We start from the raw sequence: 22735 nt of genomic DNA on the forward strand, positions 1-22735 counted from the left end.
CGTCAGTCCCCTCAAACCGTCCGCGACCGGTCATTGACGTGCGCCGCCCGTCTGCGCAGGAGTGCGATCCCGCTGAATACGCCGCCGAACACCATCGCGCCGCCTGAGCCGATGAGCAGCGCCGCAGAGGTATGCGATGTCTCCGGGGCCTCTCCGGTCCGGGCTCCGCCCTTCGGCGTGACCTTCACCTGCGGCGAGGCCGGCGGGGCGGACAACGTGATCGTCGTCGTCGCCGTCGGCGTCGGACTGCCGAGAACGATCACACTCGTCAGCTTGCTCTCCGACGGACTGGCGGAAGCCCCGTTGCCCGTCACAGGCGGAGACGAACTCTTCCCCGCGCCCGGGGTCTGCGACTTCGACGGATCCGACGAGGGGTCGCCCGACGGAGACACGCCGCCCGAGGGACCGGATGAGGGGCTTTGTGCCGGGCTCCCCACGACAACACGAATAGCCGTGGGCTTGCGCACTGGCTCACAGGTCGCGCGGAACTGCTCCGGCGGATCCGCAGGGGGTTCCGTGACAACCCGGAAGGCGTCCACCATCGCCCACTTGTTTTCGAGGTTTTCCACGGTCAGCGTGTGCTGTCCGTACGGCAGGCCGCGCATGCCCCAGAGCGTGTAGTTGCCCTGGTTTTGGACCACCACTGGCTTGCCGTCCCGCCCCTTGGAAGCGTCCGCGGTGGCGGGGATGCCCGCCTGCGAACCGAGGGAGAATCCGACCTCACCCGCGCGGCTATCCTGCTCGGAAATGAAGTCGACACCCGTCCCGGTGAACACGAAGTCGACTCGCGCGCCTTGCGTCTCGGTTGCGTGGACGTCCCTGTCGACATCGTGGAACTTCGTGTCACGGTTGTTGTAGTCCGTCCAGTTGCCGTCATAGTGGACCGCTGGATCATCGTCGTTGACGGTGACATCGGATGCGGACGGGGTGAAGTCGACGAAGAGCCGACCAGGCTTGATCTCGATCGTGCCGGGTTTCGTCGTGGCCACGGCACCGGAGATCAGCTCGGGGAGGGCGAGCCCATCTCCCTTGGGAAGCAGCGCTTGATCCTGCGAGCCGAGCGACTTCAGCTCACCGCTCCAGAGCCCGCCGATGCCGACCACGCCGGTCGCGTCAACGCGCGCGCCGGGCTCGAACAGACCAGGCGACAGAAATCGCGTCTGGTCCTTGTACTTGATGCCCCACTTGATGTCGAGTGCCTGTCCAGCCGTCAGAGCGGTCTGCAGGGTCAGCGTGACATTCAGATTTACCGGCGTGGGGGCGACGCCATCCGTACAGACGTAGTCAAGATCGACTTCGACGGCTTCCGCAGCAGCCGATCCGGGATTTGAGAGGAGCGCGCAGCCCAGCCCGCCCAAAACAAGGGCCATCGCCGCTCGTCGACGACCCGATCGTGACTTCGCCACCACACGCTCCGATCACAAAGGCGGCACTTCAGCCAGCCCATAGCAAACCGAAGGTAGATCTTATGGGTTTCAACTGTTCCCAAGGGGGCCGAAGACCCGAAAGGTGGCGGACTTGTAATCCAGTGTTCTACCGGACAGCGCACTTGATCATTGCCGTTCCCGGCTCGTCGGGCAAACCGTGACACTCCGCCCGGTATACCTCCGAGTAACAGAATCGTATTCTGGCCAGGCGAGATGTCCCCGGCCCGGAAGGCGTGTCCGATGCAGCGAGACCTCTTCGAGGAGGAGCACCTTCTCTTCCGCGAGACCGTGCGTGAGTTCCTGGCCCGCGAGGTGGTGCCGCATCACCCCCAGTGGGAGAAGGACGGCATCGTCCCCCGCGAAGTCTGGAAGAAAGCCGGCGAGATCGGCATGTTCGGCTTCTCCGTCCCCGAGGAGTACGGCGGAGCCGGGATCACCGACTTCCGCTACAACGCCGTCGTCGTCGAGGAGATCATCAGGATCGGCGCGAGCGGTCTCGGCTTCTCCCTCCACAACGACGTCATGGCGCCGTACTTCGTCGACCTGACGAACGACGAGCAGAAGCCGCGCTGGCTGCCCGGCTTCGCGTCCGGCGAGCTGATCACGGCGGTCGCCATGACGGAACCGGGCGCGGGCAGCGACCTGCAGGGCATCCGTACCACCGCCGTACGCGACGGCGACCACTACGTGGTCAACGGGCAGAAGACGTTCATCACCAATGGCATCAACTCCGACCTGGTCGTGGTCGTGACCAAGACGGACCCGGCGGCCGGAGCGCGCGGCACCACGCTGCTCGTGGTCGAACGCGGCATGGAGGGCTTCACCCGGGGCCGCAACCTGGACAAGATCGGCATGCACGCGCAGGACACCGCCGAGCTGTTCTTCGACAACGTCCGGGTCCCCGTGGCCAACCGGCTCGGCGACGCCGACGGACAGGGCTTCATCCAGCTCATGAACAACCTGCCGCAGGAGCGCCTGTCCATCGCCGTCGGCGCGGTCGCGTCCGCCGAGGCCGTCCTGGAGACGACGATCGAGTACTGCAAGAACCGGACGGCGTTCGGCCGGAGCATCGGTTCGTTCCAGAACACCCGGTTCGTCCTGGCGGAGTTGGCTACCGAGGTCGAGATCGCCCGGCACTACGTGGACAAGTGCATCACCGCGCTGAACCGCCGCGAGCTCACGGTGGTGGACGCGGCGAAGGCCAAGTGGTGGACCACCGAGCTGCAGAACAAGGTCATCGACCGCTGCCTGCAACTCCATGGCGGTTACGGCTACATGACGGAGTATCCGGTCGCCAAGGCCTGGCTCGACAGCCGGGTGCAGACCATCTACGGCGGCACGACCGAGATCATGAAGGAGATCATCGGCCGGTCCTTCGGTTTCTAGCCGCCGACCCGTCCGCCCTTCACCATCCGCCGACCCCCGTCAAGCCACCTGCCGTCCGCCCTTCACCATCCGCCGGCCCCCGTCAAGCCACCTGCCGTCCGCCGCCCGCCGCCTCCGCGAAGCCGCCCGGCGTCCGTCTTCCACCGCCTGCGATCTCCGCGCAGCCGTACGACGCCGGATGGTCAGCGGAGATGCTGGCCCCAGATGAGCAGCATCACGATCACGAACACGATCATCACGCCGGCGTATCCGATCGTGCCGAGCCGGAAGAACCTGCGCACCCGGTTGAGCAACCACGCGAACAGGAAGGCCAGAAAGACCAGCAGGATGAGTCCGGGGTCCATGCCGACCAGTATGCGGTGGATTCTCCGCGAGCGCGGGGTGACGACCGAACACTGAGGTCACGCGGCCCCGGCCAGGACACCGCTCAGCCGCTCGTGGTCTCCAGGATGATCCGGGCGACCAGCGCCGGATCGTCGCTCATCGGCACGTGACCGCAACCGGTGAGGAGCTTGACGCGCTGCTGCGCCCAGCGCCCGGCGCGTACGGCCTGGCGCCGCGGCAGGAGCCGGTCGTGATCACCCCAGGCGATCGTGATCGGCACCTTCGGGGGCGCGGGAGGGGCCAGCCAGGTGAACGAGTCCAGCATCTCGTCGAAACCCGCCGCGTTCCGCAACGCGTGCGCGCCGAGCAGCACTTCCTCATCGGCCATCCGGTTGGGATCGGCCACGAGCAGTCCCAGCGAGGCCGTGCGGCCCACGGCCGACGACATCAACGCGGCTGCCGTCCCCTCGGACGTGACGCCCGCCGCCTTCCGCAGCATGCGCAACGCCGTACACGCGTACAGACACTCGGTCCGGGACCAGAATCCGGCCGGGGACAGCGCGACGGCCGTACGGACCACACCACGGGAGGCCATGTCGAGTGCCACATATCCGCCCAGCGAGTTGCCCGCGACGTGCGGCTGCGACAGGCCGAGCCCTTCCCAGAACTCCTCGACCGCGAAGGCGGCCGTCTCCACGTTGTACGGCGTGTCCGGCGGGAACGGCGGCGAGGCGCCGAACCCCGGGAAATCAACCGCGATCACATCATGCCGGTCCGCCAGCAGATCCAAGACGGGCGACCACGCCTGCCAGTGATGACCTATGCCGTGCAGCAGGACGAGGGGCGGCCCCGTCCCCCGGCGCTCATACGTCAACTCCATATCTGCGAGTCAAGCACCCGGGAGACGGGCCGTACAGGTCGCTTCAGCGGCCGCTCACCGGAATCTCGAACCAGACCGCCTTGCCCTCGCGGGTCGGGCGGGATCCCCAGCGCTTGGCGAGCTGGTCGACGAGGTAGAGGCCACGACCGCCCTCGTCGTTCTCCCCGGCGCTGCGGATGCGGGGCAGCCGCAGGTCCTGGTCGAACACCTCGACCCAGACGGACTCCACGCCGCGGCGCAGCCGGAGCGTGAACTCCTTGTCGCTGACGACCTCGTCCTCGAAGCCGGGCACGTCCCACGATTCGTCGAACGGCAGCGGCGGGCCGCCCATGATCAGGTCGCCACGCGGCACGCTGGCGCTGGCCGCATGCAGCACCACGTTGGTGACGACCTCGGAGACCAGCAGACAGGCCAGCTCGGCGCGCTCCTCGGGGACCTGCCAGCGCTCGAACGCGTCGGACGCCATGCGCCGCGCCTCGCCCACCATGATCGGCTGGGCGGGGAACGTCTGCTCCTCGAACTGGAGCTCGGCGCCGACGGAGCGGATCACGAGGATCGCCATGTCGTCGTCGATCTCGCCGGGGATGGCGACCGTCGCCGCGTCGGCGATCCGCTCGACCGTGTCACCGGCGTGCTTGGCGATCTTGTTGCAGAGGAGGCGCAGCGTCTCGTCCTCGCTCGGCGGCGGCTCTTCCGAGTCGCGCGCCGGCCGCCGGTCGACCAGGCCGTCGGTGTAGAGCAGCAGGGTCGCGCCGGGCGGGAGGATGCGGATCTCCTCCTTGTAGAGCAGGTCGGCGTGCATGCCCTTGGTGTGGACCCCGAGCGGCTGGCCGACCTCGGTGATGTCCAGCTCGGTCACGTTGCCGTCGACGATCAGCAGCGGCGGGGCGTGACCGGCGTTGGCGAAGGAGAGCTGGCGGGACCAGGCATCGTAGACGAGGTACTGGCAGGTGACGATCGGCGGGTTGGTGATGTCCTCGCCGAAGTTGTCGCGTTCCGGCGCCGCGACGATCCTGGTCCACTCGTCGAGGCGGGCGAGGATGTCGGCGGGCGGCTTGTCGTCCTGGGCGAAGGCACGCAGTGCGGCCCGGAGCTGCCCCATGACGGCGGCGGCCTTGGCCCCACGGCCCTCGACGTCGCCGATGACGATGCCGACCCGGCCCGCGGACAGCGGGATCACGTCGTACCAGTCGCCGCCGACCTGGGTCTGGATGCCCTGGCCGTGCGAGACGAGCGGGGCGGCCGGGTAGTAACGGACCGCGATCTCCAGCCCGTCGAGCTTGGGCAGCTCACGCGGCAGCAGGTGCTTCTGGAAGGACTCGGCGGTGTGCCGCTCCTCCTCGAACAGCAGTGCGTTGTCGACCGCGATCGCCACCCGGGTGGCGATCGCGCCGACGAAGTCCCGGTCGAACGTGTCGTAGTGGGGCGAGCGCCGGTCGGTGAGGTTCGACAGGCCGAGGTACATCAGGCCAAGCGTCTCGCCACGAACGCACAGCGGGGCCACGATGGCGGAGGTCATCCCGATCTCACCGCAGATGCGGGCCGACCCCGCGCTCGGCACGGGATAGCTGACCTGGGAGAAGTCCTCGACGAGGATGGTCTCCTGGCGGCGCAGGGCCGATTCGGCGTAGTGACCGACGGGGTACCTGATCTCGCCACCGACGGGCAGCCACGACTCCGGGGGCGGTGCCCAGCCGTTCACGTGGGTGGAGACCTTGCGGATCAGCCGGTCGCCCTCGACCAGCTCGATGAAGCAGTGGTCCGCGAACTGCGGGACCAGCATCTCGGCGACCCGGTTGAGCGTCTCCTCGACGTACAGCGAGCCGGCCAGCCGCTCGCCGATGCGCTCAAGAAGGCCGAACCGGTCCTTCTCACGCTCGTTGCTGCGCATGGCCTCGCGCGCGGTGATCACGATGCCGGTGACAGAGCCCGACGGGTGCCGGAGCGGGACGGCCTGGGCCCGCACGTAGATCATCGTGCCGTCGGCGCGGACGATGTCGAAGGTGCCCTCCCAGACACCTCCCTTGAGCACGCTCTTGGCCAGCTCGGCGGTCAGCGGGTGGTCCTTCTCGGTGATCCCGAGGGAGAGGAGCGACCCCTTCCCCTCTTCGCCGCCCGGCCGGCCGAACAGTCGCTCGGCGAACGGGTTCCAGTAGAGGACGTTACTGAACCGGTCGGTGACGACGACGGCCATCTCGGCCTGGTCCAGCACGGAACCGGCGGTGAGATGGTCGGCGCTGTCCTGCGAGAGGTCCCCCCAACGTTTCATCCGACGACCACCCCTTGGGCGAAGGTGTTCGCAAAGCGGACCACTGGCGCTCCTGCCTGAACAGAGGCTGGGTTCTGACGGGAGAGGAGGGCCTCCCTGGTGGGACTCAACAAACGAATTCGATCATCGTTTCGTGACGAAGACGTGCGCGGCGACGTCGCGCGGGAGTTCCGCAAGATTGATCTCCGCTTCTCCGTCACCCGTCACCCGTACGCCGTCGTCGCTCGTAGCGAGCGTCACCTTGCGTCCGGGTTGTATCCCAACTTGCTTGAGTTTAAGCATCACAGCGGGATCACTTTGCACTTGTTCGCTAATTCGCCGCACTACAGCGGGTACCTCCCCGGGCCCGGCCAGATCGATCAAGGAGAGAACCTGCTCATCCTTGACCCGAGCGGACTCCTCGACGCCCAGCTCGCCGAGCCCCGGAATGGGGTTTCCGTGTGGGCATGCGGTCGGGTTGTCGAGGAGGCCGACCAGGCGTGTCTCGACCGCCTCGGACATCACGTGCTCCCAGCGGCACGCCTCGATGTGGACCTCTTCCCAGGGCAAGCCGATCACCTGGGTCAGCAGGCACTCGGCGAGCCGGTGCTTGCGCATGACGCGGATGGCGAGGGTGCGTCCGAGGTCGGTCATGCTCAGATGCCGGTCACCCTCGACCTTGACCAGACCGTCGCGCTCCATCCGCGCCACGGTCTGGCTGACAGTGGGGCCGCTCTGCTGAAGCCGCTCCGCGATGCGGGCGCGCAACGGAACGATGCCCTCCTCCTCCAGCTCGAAGATCGTGCGGAGGTACATCTCGGTGGTATCGATCAGGCCGTGTGCGGTCAACGTTCCTCCCGTCCTGTAATCGATGCTACGAGCTTCCGATGTGTTCGCAGCCGACCCTATTGGGGAAGCGACATGGGATGGCAAACATCGGTGCGGAACGGTTTCTTCCAGAGGAGATCAGCCTGCCCGCGCTCCGCGAGGCCGCCCGCCGCTGCCAGGGCTGCGATCTCTATGTGAACGCCACGCAGACCGTCTTCGGGGAGGGTGTTCCCGACGCGCGCTACATGCTGGTGGGCGAGGAGCCAGGAGATCAGGAGGACCGCCAGGGAGCCCCGTTCGTGGGGCCGGCGGGCCGCCTGTTGGACCGGGCCCTGGAGGAGGCGGGCATCGACCGCGACGCCGTCTACGTGACCAACGCCGTCAAACACTTCAAGTTCCAGCCGCGCGGCAAGCGCAGGATCCACCAGAAGCCGACCGCGGCGGAGATCGACGCCTGCCATCCGTGGCTCGACGCCGAGATGCGCCTGGTGGACCCGGCGGTGACGGTGATCCTCGGCGCCACGGCCGGACGCGCGCTGCTCGGACCGTCCTTCCGGGTGACCCGGCAGCGCGGGCAGCCCATCCCCCGTGCGGAGGGCAGTTACTACGTCGCGACTTTGCACCCGTCGGCGATCCTCCGCGCGCCGGACAGGGACGCGGCCTACATCGGCTTCCTCTCCGATCTCAAGGTCGCCGCCGCGCTGCCCTGACCGGTTCCGGATATTTCTGGATATACGACATGTATAGCGAGTCAGGGCGCCAGGCGCTCCAGGACCCACGCGTCGCCGGTCCGCCGGTAGCGGAGCCGGTCGTGCATGCGGTCCGTCTGGCCCTGCCAGAACTCCATCTCCGTCGGGATGACGCGGAAACCGCCCCAGAAGTCCGGTGTCGGCGGATCCTCCGGCCAGCGCTCGGCCAGCGTCGCGAACCTCTCGTCCAGTTCTTCCCGGGACCGCACGACCGCCGACTGGCGCGAGGCCCACGCAGCGATGCGGGAGCCGTACGGACGGGACTGGAAGTAGGCGGAGGAGTCCTCGCGGGACACCCGTACGACGCGGCCTTCGACGCGGACCTGACGGCGGATGGGATGCCACGGGAAGAGAAGGCAGGCCCGGGGGTTCTCGCCGAGGTCGCGCCCCTTCCGCGACTCGTAGTTGGTGAAGAAGACGAAGCCGCGCTCGTCGAATCCCTTGAGGAGAACGGTGCGCGCGGACGGCCGGCCGCCGGCGGAGGCGGTGGCGACGATCATGGCGTTGGGCTCGGGCAGTCCGGCCTCGACGGCGTCGCCGAACCACACCGCGAACTGCGTCACAGGGTCGTCGGCGAGGCCCGATTCGAGCAGGGGTTCGCCCTCGTAGCTGTGCCTGAGCCCGGGCAGATGAGAAGCGGTGTCCACGGAACGGTATTGTTGCGCGCTTGACGGGGGACGTCCGCATTGCCCCCTACCAGGGGCAACGGCGTTTCCTGGGGACCGGCGGGAACCCACTGGAACCCTGCGGGTTAAATTGACCCGCCGGTATCTCGACATCAAGGCTTTTGACTTCACAAGAGAGGGAGGCGGCCGAAGTGTCCGACTTCAAACCCGGACTCGAAGGTGTGGTGGCTTTCGAGACCGAGATCGCGGAACCGGACAAAGAAGGGGGCGCCCTTCGCTACCGGGGCGTCGACATCGAGGAACTCGTGGGCCGTGTCTCGTACGGACACGTCTGGGGCCTGCTGGTCGACAACGAGTTCCAGCCGGGACTGCCTCCGGCAGAGCCGTACCCCGTTCCTGTCCACTCCGGTGACATCCGCGTCGACGTGCAGAGCGCGCTCGCGATGCTCGCCCCCGCCTACGGCTTCCGCCCGCTCCTCGACATCGACGACGCCCAGGCCCGCGACGATCTCGCCCGCGCCTCGGTGACCGCGCTGTCGTTCGTGGCACAGTCCTCCCGTGGCCTCGGCCTGCCGATGGTCCCGCAGAAGCGTGTCGACGAGGCCCAGAGCATCGTCGAGCGCTTCATGATCCGCTGGCGTGGCGAGCCCGACCCCAAGCACGTCAAGGCCATTGACGCGTACTGGACCTCGGCCGCCGAGCACGGGATGAACGCCTCCACGTTCACCGCCCGCGTGATCGCCTCCACCGGTGCAGACGTCGCCGCCGCCCTGTCGGGCGCGGTCGGCGCCATGTCCGGCCCGCTGCACGGTGGCGCCCCCGCCCGCGTGCTGCACATGATCGAGGGCGTCGAGCAGGTCGGCGACGCCAAGAAGTACGTCCAGGCCGAGCTGGACAAGGGCCAGCGGCTCATGGGCTTCGGCCACCGCGTCTACCGCGCGGAGGACCCCCGCGCCCGGGTGCTGCGCCGTACGGCCAAGGAGCTGGGTGCCCCGCGCTACGAGGTCGCCGCCGCCCTGGAGCAGGCCGCTCTGGAGGAGCTGCACGCCCGCAAGCCCGACCGGGTGCTCGCCACCAACGTGGAGTACTGGGCCGCCGTCGTCCTCGACTTCGCCGAGGTTCCGTCCCACATGTTCACCTCGATGTTCACCTGCGCGCGCACCGCCGGCTGGGCCGCGCACATCCTCGAGCAGAAGCGCACGGGCAGGCTGGTCCGCCCCAGCGCCAACTATGTCGGCCCTTCCCAGCGTTCGATCAACGACGTCCCCGGCGCGGCCGAGGTCGTCGGCAAGATCTGATCGTACGTCGCCGATATCCGTCGGACATTTCCTGAAGTTTCTTGAAGCGGCCCGCACATCAGGTGCGGGCCGTTTCGCTTTCCACCTTCGAGGGCGCACCAAGACGTCTCACATTCCGGACCTGGGGCTAGACCATCGCCGCGGCTCACTACGCTGGACACGTGGCTGACATCGTGATTCCCGCTGACATGAAGCCCGCCGACGGCCGTTTCGGCTGCGGGCCCTCGAAGGTACGCCCTGAGCAGCTCTCGGCTCTCGCCGGAGCCGGCGCGAGCATCATGGGCACCTCCCACCGCCAGAAGCCGGTCAAGGATCTGGTCGGCCGGGTGCGCGCGGGCCTGTCCGAGCTGTTCTCCCTCCCCGAGGGGTACGAGGTCGTCCTCGGCAACGGCGGCACCACCGCGTTCTGGGACATCGCCGCCTTCGGGCTGGTGCGCGAGAAGTCGCAGCACCTGACCTTCGGCGAGTTCTCGTCCAAGTTCGCCACGGTCGTCAAGAAGGCGCCCTGGCTGGGCGAGCCGACGGTGATCAAGTCCGAGGTGGGCAGCCACCCCGTGGCGGTCGCCGAGGAGGGCGTGGACGTCTACGCGCTCACCCACAACGAGACCTCGACCGGCGTGGCCATGCCGATCAAGCGGCCGATCAAGCGCGTCGCGAACGACGACTCGCTGGTCCTGGTCGACGCGACGAGCGGCGCCGGCGGCCTGCCCGTGTCCGCCGAGGAGTTCGACGTCTACTACTTCGCCCCGCAGAAGAGCTTCGCCTCCGACGGCGGCCTGTGGATCGGCCTGTTCTCGCCCGCGGCGCTGGCCCGGGTCGAGGAGATCGCCGCCACCGGGCGCTACGTCCCCGAGTTCTTCAGCCTGCCGGTCGCGATCGACAACTCCACGAAGAACCAGACGTACAACACCCCGGCGCTCGCCACGCTGTTCCTGCTGGCCGACCAGATCGAGTGGATGAACTCCCAGGGCGGCCTGGCCTGGACGACGGCGCGCACGGCCGACTCCGCGTCCCGGCTGTACACCTGGGCGGAGAAGACGTCCTACACCACGCCGTTCGTCGCCAACCCCGCCCAGCGCTCCAACGTCGTCGGCACGATCGACTTCGACGACTCGGTCGACGCCGCCGCCGTGGCCAAGGCGCTGCGCGCGAACGGCATCGTCGACACCGAGCCGTACCGCAAGCTCGGCCGCAACCAGCTTCGCATCGCGATGTTCCCGGCCATCGACCCGGCCGACGTCGAGGCGCTGACCGGTTGCGTCGACTACGTGGTCGAGCGCCTCTGATTCGACGCTCGTCCGAGGCCGATCCGAGGCCGATCCGGGGCCGATCCAACGCCGTCACCGGGCCGGTACGCCGCACGCGTACCGGCCCGCGGCGTGTCCGGGCCCGCTCAGGCAGGCGAAGTTCGCATGCCAAAGAAGTCGCAAGATCTCCGTAAAGTTTCTCCCGCTACGGACGATTTGCGACAGGAGCAACGGTGACTTCGACCTCGGGGGTTCTACGGGCACGGCAGCGCGGCCTGGGCTATGTCATGTTCGCCAGCAGATGGCTGCAGGTGCCCCTCTACCTCGGGCTGATCGTGGCCCAGGGCGTCTACGTCTGGCAGTTCATGGTCGAGCTGTGGCACCTGCTCACCGGTGACTTCGCCGCCAGCGGCATGAACGTCGAGCAGTCCGTGATGCTCAGCGTCCTCGGGCTCATCGACGTCGTGATGATCTCCAACCTGCTCATCATGGTGATCGTGGGCGGCTACGAGACCTTCGTGTCGCGGATCAACCTCGACGGCCACCCCGATGAGCCCGAGTGGCTGTCCCACGTGAACGCGAACGTGCTCAAGGTCAAGCTCGCCACCGCCATCATCGGCATCTCCTCCATCCACCTGCTGCAGACCTTCATCCGGGCCCGCGAAATGAGCACCGACACGATGCTGTGGCAGACGGTGATCCACGTGGTGTTCGTCCTGTCCGCTATCGGACTGGCCCTCATCGACCGGATGCTGAACACGTCCTCCGGCGAGCACGCGCACGACTGAGGGACCCAAGCCGATCTGAACGCCCGCACCGGCGCGCCAGGAACGCCGGAGCGGGCTCTGCACGCCCGGACCCGACCTTGCCCCTGCGATACACGCCGGAGAGGGCTCCAGTGCGTCGTCAGGCGCTCCGGCCGCGACCGGTCGGCCGCCGCACGCCCGCGCGTGCCAGGTGCGGTCAGACCTGTCCCGGTACGGCACGGCGGCGGAGCACCCACGCGGCGAGGATGCCGCCGATGAGGCCGAAGAGATGCCCCTGCCAGGAGATCCCGGGCTGGCTGGGCAGGGCTCCCCACAGGATCGAGTAGTACAAACCGGCCACAACGACCCCGAGGAAGATGTCCAGGGCGCGCCGGTCGAACAGGCCGCGGGCGACGACATACCCGAAATAGCCGAAGACGAGGCCGCTGGCGCCGACCGTGAGCGTGCCCGGAGGGCTGGTCAGCCAGACCCCCGCGCCGCTGACCAGCGTGATGATGAGGCTCGCCCACAGGAAGCGGCCGACGCCGCGGATCGCCGCGACGAAGCCCAGGATGATCAGGGGCACCGAGTTGGCCATCAGGTGGCCGAACCCGTCGTGCAGGAACGGGGCGAGCAGGATCCCGGGCAGGGCCTCGGGATCGTGCGCCACGATGCCGTACCGGTCCAGGGCGCCGCCCTGGATGTAGTCCACGACCTCGACCGCCCACATGGCGCAGACGAGGACGGCTATGACGATCGCGCTGCCGAGAGCGCCGCTCAGGAGGCCGGCCACGCGGTCACGGGCCGACCGGCCGGTAGGAGGAACCGGTGCGCCGAAGTCGTTCATTTCTTCACGGTACGCACTCCGGACCGCGCGTGCGCCCCGCGCCGGCGCTCCCCCGTCCCCTCGGTGAGCATCTCGGTGAGCATTGCGAGGGGACGGGGGAAGCGGTCAGGCGCCCGTCCAGTTGGGCGCGCGCTTCTCGGCGAACGCGGCGGCGCCCTCCATGGCGTCGGCTGAGCTGAAGACCGGGTTGACGATCTCCCCCTGCTTCGCGAACATCTCGTCCCTCGACCAGTCGGCCGACTCGACGACGACCCTCTTGGTCGCGGCGAGCGCGAGGGGCGCGTTGGCCGCGATCGTGCGGGCCAGTTCCAGAGCGCCGGCGAGCGCCCCGCCCGCCGGAGTGACGCGGTTGACCAGGCCCAGCTCGTACAGCCTGGCCGTCGGGTAGTGATCACCGGTCAGGGCGATCTCCATGGCGACGTGGTACGGAATGCGCCGGGGCAGCCGCATGATCCCGCCCGCGGCGGCGACCAGGCCGCGCTTGGGCTCGGGCAGCCCGAACTTGGCCTCCTCGGACGCGACGACGACGTCGCACGAGAGCACCAACTCGAAACCTCCGGCGAGTGCGTATCCCTCGACCGCCGCGACCAGGGGCTTCTTCGGCGGGTTCTCGGTGAGCCCGCCGAACCCGCGGCCCTCGACGACCGGCATGTCCCCGCTGAGAAATCCCTTCAGATCCATGCCGGCGCAGAACGTGCCGCCCGCGCCGGTAAGCACGATGGCCGAGACGTCCTTGCGCTCGTCCAGCTCGTCCATCGCGGCGGCGATGCCGCGCGCCACCGGGCCGTTGATCGCGTTCCTGGCCTGCGGCCGGTTGATCGTGACGACGGCGACACCGCCGTCGACCTCTACGAGAACCTCGTCAGACACGTGACCTCACCTGGCTACTTGGGCTGGAAGCGGATGCCGCCGTCGAAGCGGATGACCTCGCCGTTCATGTAGTCGTTCTCGATCAGGCTGCGGACGAGCTGACCGAACTCCGAGGCCCGGCCCATGCGCTTGGGGAACGGCACGGGCGCGGCCAGCTTGGCCTTGAACTCATCGGCGTTCTTGTCACCGATCTTGCCGTAGATCGGGGTGTCGATGATGCCGGGGGCGATGGTGAGCACGCGGACCCCGATGGCGGCCAGGTCACGGGCGGCGGGCAGGGTCATGCCGATGATGCCGCCCTTGGAGGCGGAGTAGGCCACCTGGCCGGTCTGCCCCTCGATGCCCGCGACGGACGCGGTGTTGACGACCACGCCGCGCTGGCCGTCGGCGTCCGCCGGCTCGGTCTTCGCCATCGCCGCCGCGCCGATGCGCATGAGGTTGAAGGTGCCGATCAGGTTGACGTCGATGACCTTGCGGTAGGACGCGAGGTCGTGCGGCGAGCCGTCCCGGTTGACCGTACGGCAGGCCCAGCCGATGCCGGCGCTGTTGATCACCGCGCGCAGCGGCTTGCCGGTGGCCACCGCGGCGTCGACCGCCGCCTGCACCGACGCCTCGTCGGACACGTCCGTCTGCGCGAACACGCCGCCGAGTTCGTCGGCGAGCGCCTTGCCCCGCTCGACGTTGAGATCGGCGATGACCACGGTCGCGCCGATGCCTGCCAGCTCGCGTGCCGTCGCCTCACCGAGGCCGCTGGCACCGCCCGAGATGATCGCTGCTGCTCCGTTGAGATCCATAGCCGGACCTTAACGCGACAACCGAATGAAGTTCTACTCAGGGTGGGTCAAAATAGCCGTGTCCACGTCCGGGTAGACCTTTATCCGGCGATCGAGGCCGGTCGTCCGCAGGATGCGTGCCACCGGCGGCTGCGGCGCGGCGAGGCAGACGCCCCCGCCCTCGCTCGTGGCGAGCCGCCACGCCTCGATCAGCACGCTCAGCCCGCTGGAGTCCATGAAGGACAGGGCGGCGAGGTCCAGGACGATGGTCGCGCCGTCCTGCATGATCGCGTCGCGTACCTCGTCGCGCAGTATCGGCGCGGTGAACAGGTCGAGCTCTCCCGCGACCGCCACGACGACGGCGCCGGAGAGCGATCGACGCGCGAGCCGCAACTTCATGGTGGACCTCCTCAGCGACGCCACTTTACTTCGACATCACCGTGGGTGAAGTTCACGAACCTGATCTAAACGGCTGATCTGAACGGCTGATGTGAACGCCTGGTCTAAACGGCCGGAACCGCGAAGCCGTACGGCAACTCGAGCCGGTGGGCGGCGAGCAGGTCCGGATCGGACAGCAGCGCCCGGGTGGGGCTGTCGGCGGCGATCACGCCGCCGGACAGGATGAGCGACCGCTCGCACAGCTCCAGCGCGTACGGGAGGTCGTGCGTCACCATCAGCACCGTCACATCCAGACTTTTCAGGATCTCGGCGAGTTCGCGGCGTGCGGCCGGGTCGAGGTTGGACGACGGCTCGTCCAGCACGAGGATCTCCGGCTCCATCGCGAGCACCGTGGCCACCGCCACCCGCCTCCGCTGGCCGAACGACAGGTGATGCGGCGGCCGGTCGATCGCGTCCAGCATGCCGACGCGTTCGAGGGCGACCCGCACCCTCCGGTCGAGCTCTGCGCCGCGCATCCCGAGGTTGGCCGGGCCGAACGCGACGTCCTCGCGGACGGTCGGCATGAAGAGCTGGTCGTCCGGATCCTGGAAGACCAGGCCCACCCTGCGCCGGATCTCCTTCATCGTGTCCGCCCGCACGGCCAGCCCCGCCACGCGGACCGAGCCGTGCCCGGCGGTCAGAATGCCGTTGAGGTGCATGACCAGGGTCGTCTTGCCCGCACCGTTGGGCCCGAGGAGGGCGACCCGCTCCCCCCGCCCGATCGTGAGGTCCACCCCGAACAGCGCCTGGGTGCCGTCCGGGTACGCGTAGGCCAGACCGCTGACCTCAAGCGAGGGAATGGGGTGAGATGTCAAGAAAGGCTCCAGGAGAGTACGGCCATCGCGGCGGCGAGACCGGGGAGCAGCCCCGCGACGCCCCACTGCCGAAGCGATGCCGACAGGTCACGAATCATCGGCATCTCACCGGTATACCCGCGACTCAGCATCGCGAGGTGCACGCGCTCGCCCCGTTCGTAGGAGCGGATGAACAACGCGCCCGCCGACTTGGCCAGCACCGGGATCTGCCGGACGTCCCTGGCCACGAACCCGCGCGACTCGCGGGCGACCCGCATGCGACGCATCTCATCCATGATCACGTCCATGTAGCGCAGCATGAACATGGCGATCTGCACCAGGAGCTGGGGCAGCCGAAGCCGCTGCGCGCCGAGCAACATCATCCGCGGCTCGGTGGTGGCCGCGAGCAGGATCGACGCGACCACGCCCAGGGTGGCCTTGGCCAGGATGTTCCACGCCGCCCACAGGCCCTCCGCGCTGAGCGACACGCCGAGGACCTCGACCCGCTCGCCCAGCCCGATGATCGGGATCGCGACGGCGAAGAGCACGAACGGCACCTCGATCACCATGCGGCGCAGGACGAAGCCCGGCGGCACCCGCCCGGCGGCGGCGACCGCCGCCAGCATGAGCGCGTACGCGCCGAAGGCCCAGAAGCTCTCCCTCGGCGTGGCGACCACGGCGACGGCGAATCCGGCCGCCGCCAGCAGCTTGCACTGCGGCGGCAACCGGTGCACCACCGTGTCGCCGGGCCGGTAGAGCTGGTGATGGTGGCCCGCGCTCACGGCCGGGCCGGCCCTGCCGTACGCCCTGCCGTACGCGCTGCCCGGCTCACGCGCGTGTTCACGCGGCGGCCTTCTCCCGGTTGCGTCGCCGCACCGTGGAGAAGACCGCGCCTCCGGCCAGGACGGTCAGCCCGACCCCGGCGACACCGGCGATGCCGAGGGACAGCCGCTCGTTCTCCATGCCCTTGACGCCGTAGTCCGCGAGCGGCCAGTGCCCCACGCCGCTCTCCTTCTCGTGGACGTCGAAGCCCTTGTCCGCGGCCACCCGCTCCAGACCGTCGGGCGAGCTGGAGGCGTAGAAGGACACCACACCGGCGAGCAGCACGGCGATGAGACCGCCGCCGACCAGGATGGGCCGCAGGCCGCCCTTCGGCGCGGGAGCCGGCTCCTCGACCGGGACCTCGCCATCGGCGGTCCGCAGCACCAGGCGCCGGGCCAGTCCGGCGGCGCCGTACACCAGGTCGGGCCGCACGGCGAGGACGCTGCTGATGGTCAGCGCGGTGATCAGGCCCTCGCCGAGGCCGATCAGGACGTGCACGCCGCCCATCGCCGCGGCCACCGCCGCGAGGTCGATCGGCGCGGTCCCGCCGATCCAGAACAGCGCGGTGAAGACGAGCGCCGACACCGGCACGGACACCGCCGCCGCGACGAACGAGCCGACCACCACGGCGGTGCGGCTGCGCGGCGCGCTCCGCGTGATCAGGCGGAAGACCGCCCAGCCGACGACCGTCGTCACGATGGCCATCAGCGTGATGTTGATGCCGAGCGCGGTCAGCCCGCCGTCGGCGAAGAAGAAGCCCTGCACCAGCAGGACCACCGCCACGCATAGGACCGCGGTGTACGGCCCGACGAGTATCGCGGCCAGCGCTCCTCCGAGCAGGTGTCCGCTGGTCCCGGCGGCGACGGGGAAGTTGAGCATCTGGACGGCGAAGATGAACGCCGCGACGAGCCCCGCCATCGGGGCCGTGCGGTCGGTCAGCTCGTTTCGTGCGCCCTTGAGGCAGACAGCCACGCCCGCGGCAGCGAAGACCCCTGCCACGAGTGAAACGGGAGCGTTGAAGAACCCATCGGGTACATGCACGGCAAGCCTCCGAAATGCGCGTCTGCCACAACTTTAGGACATGGCCTAGCAGTTGCAAGCAATTCGCATTAACGGCGGCGGAACAGCCTCCGAAGGACGGTGAACGGCGTCACAACGCGCACAGACGTGCTGAGTCTGCGGTTGACCGCCGTGGCGTAGGGCCGGGCGCTCCACCGGGCCAGGCCGCTCCACCAGGTCACCGGCGGCGGCAGATGCCCCAGATCGCCGATCTTGACGGGGAACCGGACGGGCGGCCCACCCACGTCGAGTTCGAGGTAGGCGTCCCAGGTCCCGGCAGCCGGCCACCGGATCACCGATCGAAACGTTCTCGGCCCTGTCGCCAGGGCCGTCGTGCGCCACTCCCGGCCCGACCGCCGCTCGCGCCAGATCAGGTGGCGCACGGTCATCGCGGCGGGCTCACCCGCCACCTCGACGACGCCGTCCACGCGGAGCCGGTCGCGCAGCCACCCCGTTCCCGCCAGCCTTACGGACGCGGGGACCCGGGCCGTGTGGCCCCCGATGTCCACGCTGAGGTTGCCGTACTGCCGGGTGAGGTACGGCAGGGCGACGACGCCGGAGGAGAACCGCGGCTCCGGGCGGTCCAGGCCGGGCACCCGCTCGCCCCCGAGCCGGGCGAGCCTCCGCACGCCCTCGCAGTCCACGGTGGCGTAGACGTCCCACATCCCACTCGGAAGCGCGGCCACCGGGATCGACACGCTGAACAGGTCGGCCACCCCGGTGATCGGAACGCGCCGCTCACGGCGGGAGGTGCGCTCCCGCAGCAGGAGGCCGGCCTCCCCCTGGAGCCCGTCCAGAGCGACGTGCCCGCCGATCACCAGGCGGTCGCCGTCCCATTCCAGCGTGGTCAGGCGGTGGCGGAGGGCGGCGGTCTCGACGCGGGCCAGCCGTACGAGCCGGTCGAGGTCGTGCAGGGACTCGGCGCGCATCCGGTCGGTGGGCCCAAGGCGCTCGATCACGCCCTCGGTGAGCCATTCGGCGCAGATGTCGGCGGCCTCGATGGCGATCTTCTCGCGGTCGGCCGCGTCGGCGGCCAGGAGGGGGGCTCCGAGCTGGCCGAACACGTCGAGCCTGAAATGCCGCAACAGCAGGTGGTCGCGAAGGGGGCCGGGCGGGATGTGCCGGACCATGGTCCCGATGGGGACGCGGGCCATCCGCAGCCAGGCGAGCGGGTCGCGGCTCCCCACCTCCTGCATGACGCTGGTGCCGTCCGGCCGCGAGACCAGGTGATAGCAGTCGTGGTCGGAGACGACCGAGATCACGTCAGCGTGACAGTAGGCGTGGGCCGTGAACACCATGTCCTCGCCCACACGCAGCGTCTCGTCGAACCGGATGCCGTGCCGGTCGATCATGTCGCGCCGGAAGAGCTTGAAGCAGAGCAGGCTGTTGTAGACCGTGCTCTCCAGCAGGGTGACCCGGTCGGCGTTCTCCCGGAACATCGACTCGGGCGCCCTGCGACCGTGGCCGACGATCTTGCCGAGGACGATGTCGGCCCCGTTGCGGTCGGCCGTCGCGAGCATCCGGCTCAGCGCCTCCGGCCCGAGGTAGTCGTCCGCGTCACAGAAGAAGACGTACCGGCCGCGAGCATGGGCGAGAGCGCGGTTGCGAGGGCTGCCGGGGGTTCCCGAGTGATCCTGGTAGATCACCTTGATCACGTTCGGATGGTGGGCGGCGTACAGGTCCAGGAGCGATCGGGTGTCGTCGGCGGATCCGTCGTCGACGACGATGATCTCCTTGCTGACGCGCTGGATCAGCAGGGTGACGAGGCAACGGTCGAGGTACGCGCGGCAGTTGTACGTCGGCACCAGGATGCTGACGTCGACCGGGCACTCGCTCTCCGTTTCCATCGTGAATCATTATGTGACGACGGCCCGGTTCACGGGATGCCAATGGGCAGCTCTTGACCTTTCACCCCGAGTCTCACCCCGCATCCCGTACGGCGGGTCGCGCCCACAGTTCGTCCTCATCCACGTAACGGTGAAGAACATCGGCGACCAAGCCCGGCCGTTCGCCGGAGACGCGCAGAAACTCCTCGACGCCGCGGGCAAGGAGTACTCCGCCGACTCCGAGATGGCGATCCACCTCGGCAACTCCAAGAGTCTCTACGAGCAGGTCAACCCGGGAAACTCGGTACGCGGTGTCGCCCTGCTGACCTGCGGTGACGACTTCGCGGGTCCCCTGATTCGGCATTGACGTCGAGAACCCTGTTTTGAGTGCGACCGAAACACCGCGGACACATGACCAGGCACTTTACGAACCCCCGACAAATGGGTCTTGACGGCGGAAATTCGATCATGACAAACTGCGCGGCAGTGCCCGTATCCCTATAATCCGGCCATCCGTTAGGGGAAAGTCACATGGCGCATTTATCAACGGTCCGCGCGATTGATGACACTCTCATCCAACTCGAAGTCGAAGGTGTCGAAAAAGACATACTGAACTCATGGTGTGGCCACGTACGCTACATCCCGAAATACGGGAGCCGTAACACGACGGCCGACATGTGGGCACTCGAACTCGCCCCCATGTCCTCGCTCGGCTCGGGGGTGCACTCGGTCGGCGGGCGGGAACGTGAACGCTTCTCCCTGGCCGGTGGCGAGCTCGTCATCTACGACTGCACCGAACCCAACGACGCCCGATGGGCCGCATGGCTCGGCCCGTGGCACATGGCGCACGGGATGTTCTACGCCCCCACGTGGGAGACGGCCGACATCGTCGAGGTCTTCAGCAGGGTGGCCTGGAACGACACGCCCGAGGGCATGACCGCCGACCCCGGGCAGCGATTCGACCTGTCGATGGCCATGTACATGCAGACCGTCGCGGGCGTCGGGACCTTGGAGGTCCAGTCCAAGCGGACAGCCGCCGAACTGATCCCGAAGTGGCGCGGTTACGAGGCCACCGCGGGCGAGATCTGGCGGCTCGAGGCCGTGCCCGATGCCGAGGCGCAGCCGCTGCTCATGGTCACCGATTCCGCCGTGGTGACCCTGACCCCTTGGGACGCACCCCGGGAAGCACGGCCGGGCGTCTCGGTCCGCGCGGCCGGGATCGCGCCGGAGGATGCCGCGGCCACCTTCCTGACCAAGGTCAAGCGCCTCGACTGGAGGGCCTGAGGTGGATCCGACGTCGGCCGCGGTGATCGTGCTCGCCATCCTGGTCGCCCTGCTGTTCGCGGCCGGAGCGGGCCTCTATCGCCGGGTGCGTGAGCTGGAGCTGGCCACCTACAACGGCGTCGGCGTCCGCTTCGGCGCGGGGCAGGATGAGCAGGCGCGGTCCGCCGTCACGACGCCGGACGGCACGACTTTCGTCGTGAAGATCAACCGGCAGTGCCCGATCTGCGACGAACTCCTGCTCGCCATCGGCAAGCTGGCTCCCGGGCTCCCCGCCGACCACTCCTTCGCCGTGGTCTCCGACGATCCGGGATTCGACAAGAGCCTCCCCAGCGAGGTCCGGGTCATCAAGGACCCCGCGATCTGGCGGTCGATCACCGTGCCCTACACGCCCGCTCTCCTCGTCGTCGGAGCGGATGGGCTGGTGGCGTTCACGACCCCGGTGGGGTCCGGCGACGCGCTGGTGGACGTCGTAGAACGAACAGTGGCGATACGAAGGGAAGTAAAGGCGTGACGATCATCGGTCAGGAGAAATCGATTTTCGACCAGATCCCGAGCGCGCAGGACAGGCCCGAAGAGGCGCTCCCGTCCCGCATGGCCACGCTCAACCCACGTTGGAGTCGCAGACGGATGTTCGGCATGGCGCTCGGCGCGGTGACGGCGGCCGGGCTCGGCGCCCTGGACCTGCTGCCGGGAGCCCGTCCGCGCAGCGCGGCTGCCGTGGTCTACACGAGCATCTGGACCGACAGCTGCCGCGGGTACGCCAACGCGAGCTCGGTCTGCAGTCCTTCCAGCGCGTTCTACGGTCCCGGCAACTGCACCACCGGCAACTGGCACCGGGACAACGGCGACACCGGCACCTGTTACAGCGCCAAATACACCTCGAAATCGTCCACCTGCGACGGCCGCAACGCATGGCGCTGGAACGGCGGCAGCACCAGCAGCCTGAAGCGTAAATGCTCCGACGGCGAGTATTACTACATCAGCTGCGGCAGCACGGGCACCACCCGGTTCTCGATCTGCCGGACCGCGATCTAGGTGCGTACCACGACGGCCTCCCTCCGCCTGCTCGCACCGGGCCTGGCCCTGATCGCGGCGGGGGAGGCGGCCGTGCTCGCGGCGCGGGCGCTCGGCGCCGGCACGACCGGCTTCACCTGGCTGGTCGCGGCCCTGGTCGCCGGGTTCTCGCTGTCGGGCTCTGTTTGAAGCCTCAACAGCGCCTGGGTGCTGTCCTCGTCGGTCCGGCGGGGCTCTGACATTTCCGGTTTCATCCTCGGTCTTTTCGTGGGGGCGACGGCCACCACGTTCGCTTTCGTCGTGGTCGGCTCGATTATTCGAGCACCATTCCCATTCCTCGCGCTCCAGATCCTGGTCGCCCTCGCGGCGGTCATCCTGCTGCTTCAGGAACTCGGCGTGCTCAAATTCCCCATACTGCAGAACGCGCGCCTGGTCCCGCAGTTCGTCACTCGGATTCCATTCTGGGGGTCGGTGCAGTTCGGCATGGAAATGGGGACGGGAATGCGAACCTACTCGCCGACCGCGCTACCGCACATCATGGCGATTTCCATCGTGTTTCTCGCCTCGTGGCCACAAGCGCTCATGGCGGGCGTCGGTTTCGCGCTGGGCAGGGCAGTGATGCTTCTGACGTTCGCCGCGGCCCGGAACAAGATGGCGGCCGACACCGCCTTCCACTTCGAGTTGCCCCGGCTGAGGCCGCTGTTCGCGATCCTGGCGATCCCGGTGATCGTACTGCTGGTGATCCCGTGATCATCGTGCGATACGCCCTGGGGGTCGTCCTGGCTCTCGCCGTCGTCGGGAAGCTCCGTTCCTTCGGGGCTTTCCGCGACAGCCTGGCGAACTTCGGTCTCAGGCTTCGGATCGCGTCGGCGGCGGCCGGCGCGATCGTCGCCGTGGAGGCGCTGACGGCCGCGGCGGTGTTCACCTCCGCGCCCGACCTGGCCGTGGGGGTCGCGGGAAGCCTGCTGGGCGTCGCGTTCACCGGAGCGCAGACCTACCTGCTGGCCGCGGGCAACCCGGCCTCCTGCCAGTGTTTCGGCGTACGCGAGACGGTGTCCGCGTGGACCTGGATCAGAGCGGCCCTGGTCCTGCTGATGGGCTTGGCGTTGCTCAGCGCGGCCGTCTGAGCGCGTCGCTCCGCCGTACAGCCTTTCGCCGCACGGCCTTGCGCGGCGTCGCCCCTTCACGGCCTCGCCCCTTGCGCGGCCTCGACCCTTGCGCGGCGTCGCCCCTTCACGGCCTCGCCCCT

The 22735-nt window shown here is 68.6% G+C and carries 26 protein-coding genes; 12 read left to right on the forward strand and 14 right to left on the reverse strand.

Translation table 11 applies throughout. The features are described from left to right. Positions 1–11: 11 nt before the first annotated feature. Positions 12–1370, reverse strand: a complete 1359-nt coding sequence (locus QSK17_RS02200; protein WP_285702628.1) for a hypothetical protein — start codon at positions 1368–1370, stop codon at positions 12–14. Positions 1371–1667: 297 nt separating this feature from the next. On the opposite strand from QSK17_RS02200, the gene QSK17_RS02205 reads away from it, so the two are divergent. Further along, entirely contained in the window at positions 1668–2813 is a 1146-nt protein-coding gene (locus tag QSK17_RS02205; RefSeq protein WP_285702629.1) for an acyl-CoA dehydrogenase family protein, read from the forward strand. Positions 2814–2995: 182 nt separating this feature from the next. Here QSK17_RS02205 and QSK17_RS02210 read toward each other — a convergent pair whose 3' ends face one another. From QSK17_RS02210 to QSK17_RS02225, 4 genes are all read right to left on the reverse strand, one after another. Continuing rightward, positions 2996–3157 carry a hypothetical protein gene (locus QSK17_RS02210; RefSeq protein WP_285702630.1) on the reverse strand — a complete coding sequence of 54 codons (162 nt, stop codon included), beginning with the start codon at positions 3155–3157 and terminating at the stop codon, positions 2996–2998. A gap of 83 nt (positions 3158–3240) precedes the next feature. After that, positions 3241–4017 carry an alpha/beta fold hydrolase gene (locus QSK17_RS02215; protein ID WP_285702631.1) on the reverse strand — a complete coding sequence of 259 codons (777 nt, stop codon included), beginning with the start codon at positions 4015–4017 and terminating at the stop codon, positions 3241–3243. A 43-nt stretch (positions 4018–4060) separates the two neighbouring features. Continuing rightward, positions 4061–6286: an ATP-binding SpoIIE family protein phosphatase gene (locus tag QSK17_RS02220; protein ID WP_285702632.1), complete on the reverse strand. Its 2226-nt coding sequence runs from the start codon at positions 6284–6286 to the stop codon at positions 4061–4063. Positions 6287–6409: 123 nt separating this feature from the next. After that, complete coding sequence (locus tag QSK17_RS02225) at positions 6410–7114, reverse strand: iron-dependent transcriptional repressor DtxR (protein ID WP_285702633.1); 705 nt, start codon at positions 7112–7114, stop codon at positions 6410–6412. Between the two features lie 77 nt (positions 7115–7191). Here QSK17_RS02225 and QSK17_RS02230 point away from each other — a divergent pair, with 77 nt between their 5' ends. Further along, a complete protein-coding gene (locus tag QSK17_RS02230; protein WP_285702634.1) occupies positions 7192–7803 on the forward strand; it encodes a UdgX family uracil-DNA binding protein in 612 nt (203 codons plus the stop codon). Between the two features lie 41 nt (positions 7804–7844). Here QSK17_RS02230 and pdxH read toward each other — a convergent pair whose 3' ends face one another. Then, on the reverse strand, positions 7845–8489 hold the full coding sequence (gene pdxH / locus QSK17_RS02235) for a pyridoxamine 5'-phosphate oxidase (RefSeq protein ID WP_285702635.1): 645 nt from the start codon (positions 8487–8489) through the stop codon (positions 7845–7847). A 170-nt stretch (positions 8490–8659) separates the two neighbouring features. Between pdxH and QSK17_RS02240 the strand changes: the two genes are divergently transcribed. The 3 genes from QSK17_RS02240 to QSK17_RS02250 all read left to right on the forward strand — a co-directional run bounded on the left by QSK17_RS02240 (position 8660) and on the right by QSK17_RS02250 (position 11801). Then, the gene (locus tag QSK17_RS02240) at positions 8660–9766 is read left to right on the forward strand and encodes a citrate synthase 2 (RefSeq protein WP_285702636.1); all 1107 of its coding nucleotides are present in this window, start codon (positions 8660–8662) and stop codon (positions 9764–9766) included. 161 nt (positions 9767–9927) lie between these two features. Further along, positions 9928–11052 carry a phosphoserine transaminase gene (serC, locus tag QSK17_RS02245; RefSeq protein WP_285702637.1) on the forward strand — a complete coding sequence of 375 codons (1125 nt, stop codon included), beginning with the start codon at positions 9928–9930 and terminating at the stop codon, positions 11050–11052. A 194-nt stretch (positions 11053–11246) separates the two neighbouring features. Further along, complete coding sequence (locus QSK17_RS02250) at positions 11247–11801, forward strand: TIGR00645 family protein (RefSeq protein WP_285702638.1); 555 nt, start codon at positions 11247–11249, stop codon at positions 11799–11801. A gap of 175 nt (positions 11802–11976) precedes the next feature. Here the strand turns inward: QSK17_RS02250 and QSK17_RS02255 are convergent, their stop codons facing one another. The 8 genes from QSK17_RS02255 to QSK17_RS02290 all read right to left on the reverse strand — a co-directional run bounded on the left by QSK17_RS02255 (position 11977) and on the right by QSK17_RS02290 (position 19209). Further along, positions 11977–12606: a rhomboid family intramembrane serine protease gene (locus QSK17_RS02255; RefSeq protein ID WP_285702639.1), complete on the reverse strand. Its 630-nt coding sequence runs from the start codon at positions 12604–12606 to the stop codon at positions 11977–11979. A 105-nt stretch (positions 12607–12711) separates the two neighbouring features. Next, positions 12712–13476: a crotonase/enoyl-CoA hydratase family protein gene (locus QSK17_RS02260; RefSeq protein WP_285702640.1), complete on the reverse strand. Its 765-nt coding sequence runs from the start codon at positions 13474–13476 to the stop codon at positions 12712–12714. Between the two features lie 14 nt (positions 13477–13490). Further along, positions 13491–14270: an SDR family NAD(P)-dependent oxidoreductase gene (locus QSK17_RS02265; protein ID WP_285702641.1), complete on the reverse strand. Its 780-nt coding sequence runs from the start codon at positions 14268–14270 to the stop codon at positions 13491–13493. 33 nt (positions 14271–14303) lie between these two features. Next, complete coding sequence (locus QSK17_RS02270) at positions 14304–14648, reverse strand: STAS domain-containing protein (protein ID WP_285702642.1); 345 nt, start codon at positions 14646–14648, stop codon at positions 14304–14306. A 104-nt stretch (positions 14649–14752) separates the two neighbouring features. Next, complete coding sequence (locus QSK17_RS02275; RefSeq protein WP_285702643.1) at positions 14753–15502, reverse strand: energy-coupling factor ABC transporter ATP-binding protein; 750 nt, start codon at positions 15500–15502, stop codon at positions 14753–14755. Beyond that, positions 15499–16263, reverse strand: coding sequence for a cobalt ECF transporter T component CbiQ (cbiQ, locus tag QSK17_RS02280; RefSeq protein ID WP_285702644.1), 765 nt, complete (start codon positions 16261–16263; stop codon positions 15499–15501). Before cbiQ ends, QSK17_RS02275 begins: the two co-directional genes overlap by 4 nt. Positions 16264–16321: 58 nt before the next feature. Further along, positions 16322–17344, reverse strand: a complete 1023-nt coding sequence (locus QSK17_RS02285) for an energy-coupling factor ABC transporter permease (protein ID WP_285702645.1) — start codon at positions 17342–17344, stop codon at positions 16322–16324. A 68-nt stretch (positions 17345–17412) separates the two neighbouring features. After that, complete coding sequence (locus tag QSK17_RS02290) at positions 17413–19209, reverse strand: glycosyltransferase family 2 protein (protein WP_285702646.1); 1797 nt, start codon at positions 19207–19209, stop codon at positions 17413–17415. Between QSK17_RS02290 and QSK17_RS02295 the strand changes: the two genes are divergently transcribed. From QSK17_RS02295 to QSK17_RS02325, 7 genes are all read left to right on the forward strand, one after another. Further along, positions 19172–19555: a DUF4352 domain-containing protein gene (locus tag QSK17_RS02295; RefSeq protein WP_285702647.1), complete on the forward strand. Its 384-nt coding sequence runs from the start codon at positions 19172–19174 to the stop codon at positions 19553–19555. The two genes, QSK17_RS02290 and QSK17_RS02295, sit on opposite strands and share 38 nt — an antisense overlap. Positions 19556–19863: 308 nt before the next feature. After that, positions 19864–20472, forward strand: coding sequence for a hypothetical protein (locus tag QSK17_RS02300; RefSeq protein ID WP_285702648.1), 609 nt, complete (start codon positions 19864–19866; stop codon positions 20470–20472). A gap of 1 nt (position 20473) precedes the next feature. Next, positions 20474–20983: a thioredoxin domain-containing protein gene (locus tag QSK17_RS02305; protein WP_285702649.1), complete on the forward strand. Its 510-nt coding sequence runs from the start codon at positions 20474–20476 to the stop codon at positions 20981–20983. Further along, positions 20980–21507 carry a hypothetical protein gene (locus QSK17_RS02310; protein WP_285702650.1) on the forward strand — a complete coding sequence of 176 codons (528 nt, stop codon included), beginning with the start codon at positions 20980–20982 and terminating at the stop codon, positions 21505–21507. The genes QSK17_RS02305 and QSK17_RS02310 overlap by 4 nt, the downstream gene beginning before the upstream one ends. Further along, a complete protein-coding gene (locus QSK17_RS02315) occupies positions 21508–21675 on the forward strand; it encodes a hypothetical protein (RefSeq protein WP_285702651.1) in 168 nt (55 codons plus the stop codon). A gap of 18 nt (positions 21676–21693) precedes the next feature. Further along, the gene (locus tag QSK17_RS02320) at positions 21694–22236 is read left to right on the forward strand and encodes a hypothetical protein (protein WP_285702652.1); all 543 of its coding nucleotides are present in this window, start codon (positions 21694–21696) and stop codon (positions 22234–22236) included. Beyond that, complete coding sequence (locus tag QSK17_RS02325; RefSeq protein ID WP_285702653.1) at positions 22233–22613, forward strand: MauE/DoxX family redox-associated membrane protein; 381 nt, start codon at positions 22233–22235, stop codon at positions 22611–22613. Before QSK17_RS02320 ends, QSK17_RS02325 begins: the two co-directional genes overlap by 4 nt. The last annotated feature ends 122 nt before the right edge of the window (positions 22614–22735 follow it).

Origin of the sequence: Microtetraspora sp. NBRC 16547 (assembly GCF_030268965.1) — a bacterium.
Taxonomy (GTDB): Bacteria; Actinomycetota; Actinomycetes; order Streptosporangiales; family Streptosporangiaceae; genus Microtetraspora.

What these genes read in the sequence shown, in the direction of transcription:
- QSK17_RS02200 (WP_285702628.1), bottom strand. Translation starts at nt 1,370, where the DNA reads ATGGCCCTTGTTTTGGGCGGGCTGGGCTGCGCGCTCCTCTCAAATCCC.
- QSK17_RS02205 (WP_285702629.1), top strand. Translation starts at nt 1,668, where the DNA reads ATGCAGCGAGACCTCTTCGAGGAGGAGCACCTTCTCTTCCGCGAGACC.
- QSK17_RS02210 (WP_285702630.1), bottom strand. Translation starts at nt 3,157, where the DNA reads ATGGACCCCGGACTCATCCTGCTGGTCTTTCTGGCCTTCCTGTTCGCG.
- QSK17_RS02215 (WP_285702631.1), bottom strand. Translation starts at nt 4,017, where the DNA reads ATGGAGTTGACGTATGAGCGCCGGGGGACGGGGCCGCCCCTCGTCCTG.
- QSK17_RS02220 (WP_285702632.1), bottom strand. Translation starts at nt 6,286, where the DNA reads ATGAAACGTTGGGGGGACCTCTCGCAGGACAGCGCCGACCATCTCACC.
- QSK17_RS02230 (WP_285702634.1), top strand. Translation starts at nt 7,192, where the DNA reads ATGGCAAACATCGGTGCGGAACGGTTTCTTCCAGAGGAGATCAGCCTG.
- QSK17_RS02255 (WP_285702639.1), bottom strand. Translation starts at nt 12,606, where the DNA reads ATGAACGACTTCGGCGCACCGGTTCCTCCTACCGGCCGGTCGGCCCGT.
- QSK17_RS02265 (WP_285702641.1), bottom strand. Translation starts at nt 14,270, where the DNA reads ATGGATCTCAACGGAGCAGCAGCGATCATCTCGGGCGGTGCCAGCGGC.
- QSK17_RS02270 (WP_285702642.1), bottom strand. Translation starts at nt 14,648, where the DNA reads ATGAAGTTGCGGCTCGCGCGTCGATCGCTCTCCGGCGCCGTCGTCGTG.
- QSK17_RS02295 (WP_285702647.1), top strand. Translation starts at nt 19,172, where the DNA reads ATGCTGACGTCGACCGGGCACTCGCTCTCCGTTTCCATCGTGAATCAT.
- QSK17_RS02290 (WP_285702646.1), bottom strand. Translation starts at nt 19,209, where the DNA reads ATGGAAACGGAGAGCGAGTGCCCGGTCGACGTCAGCATCCTGGTGCCG.
- QSK17_RS02300 (WP_285702648.1), top strand. Translation starts at nt 19,864, where the DNA reads ATGTGGGCACTCGAACTCGCCCCCATGTCCTCGCTCGGCTCGGGGGTG.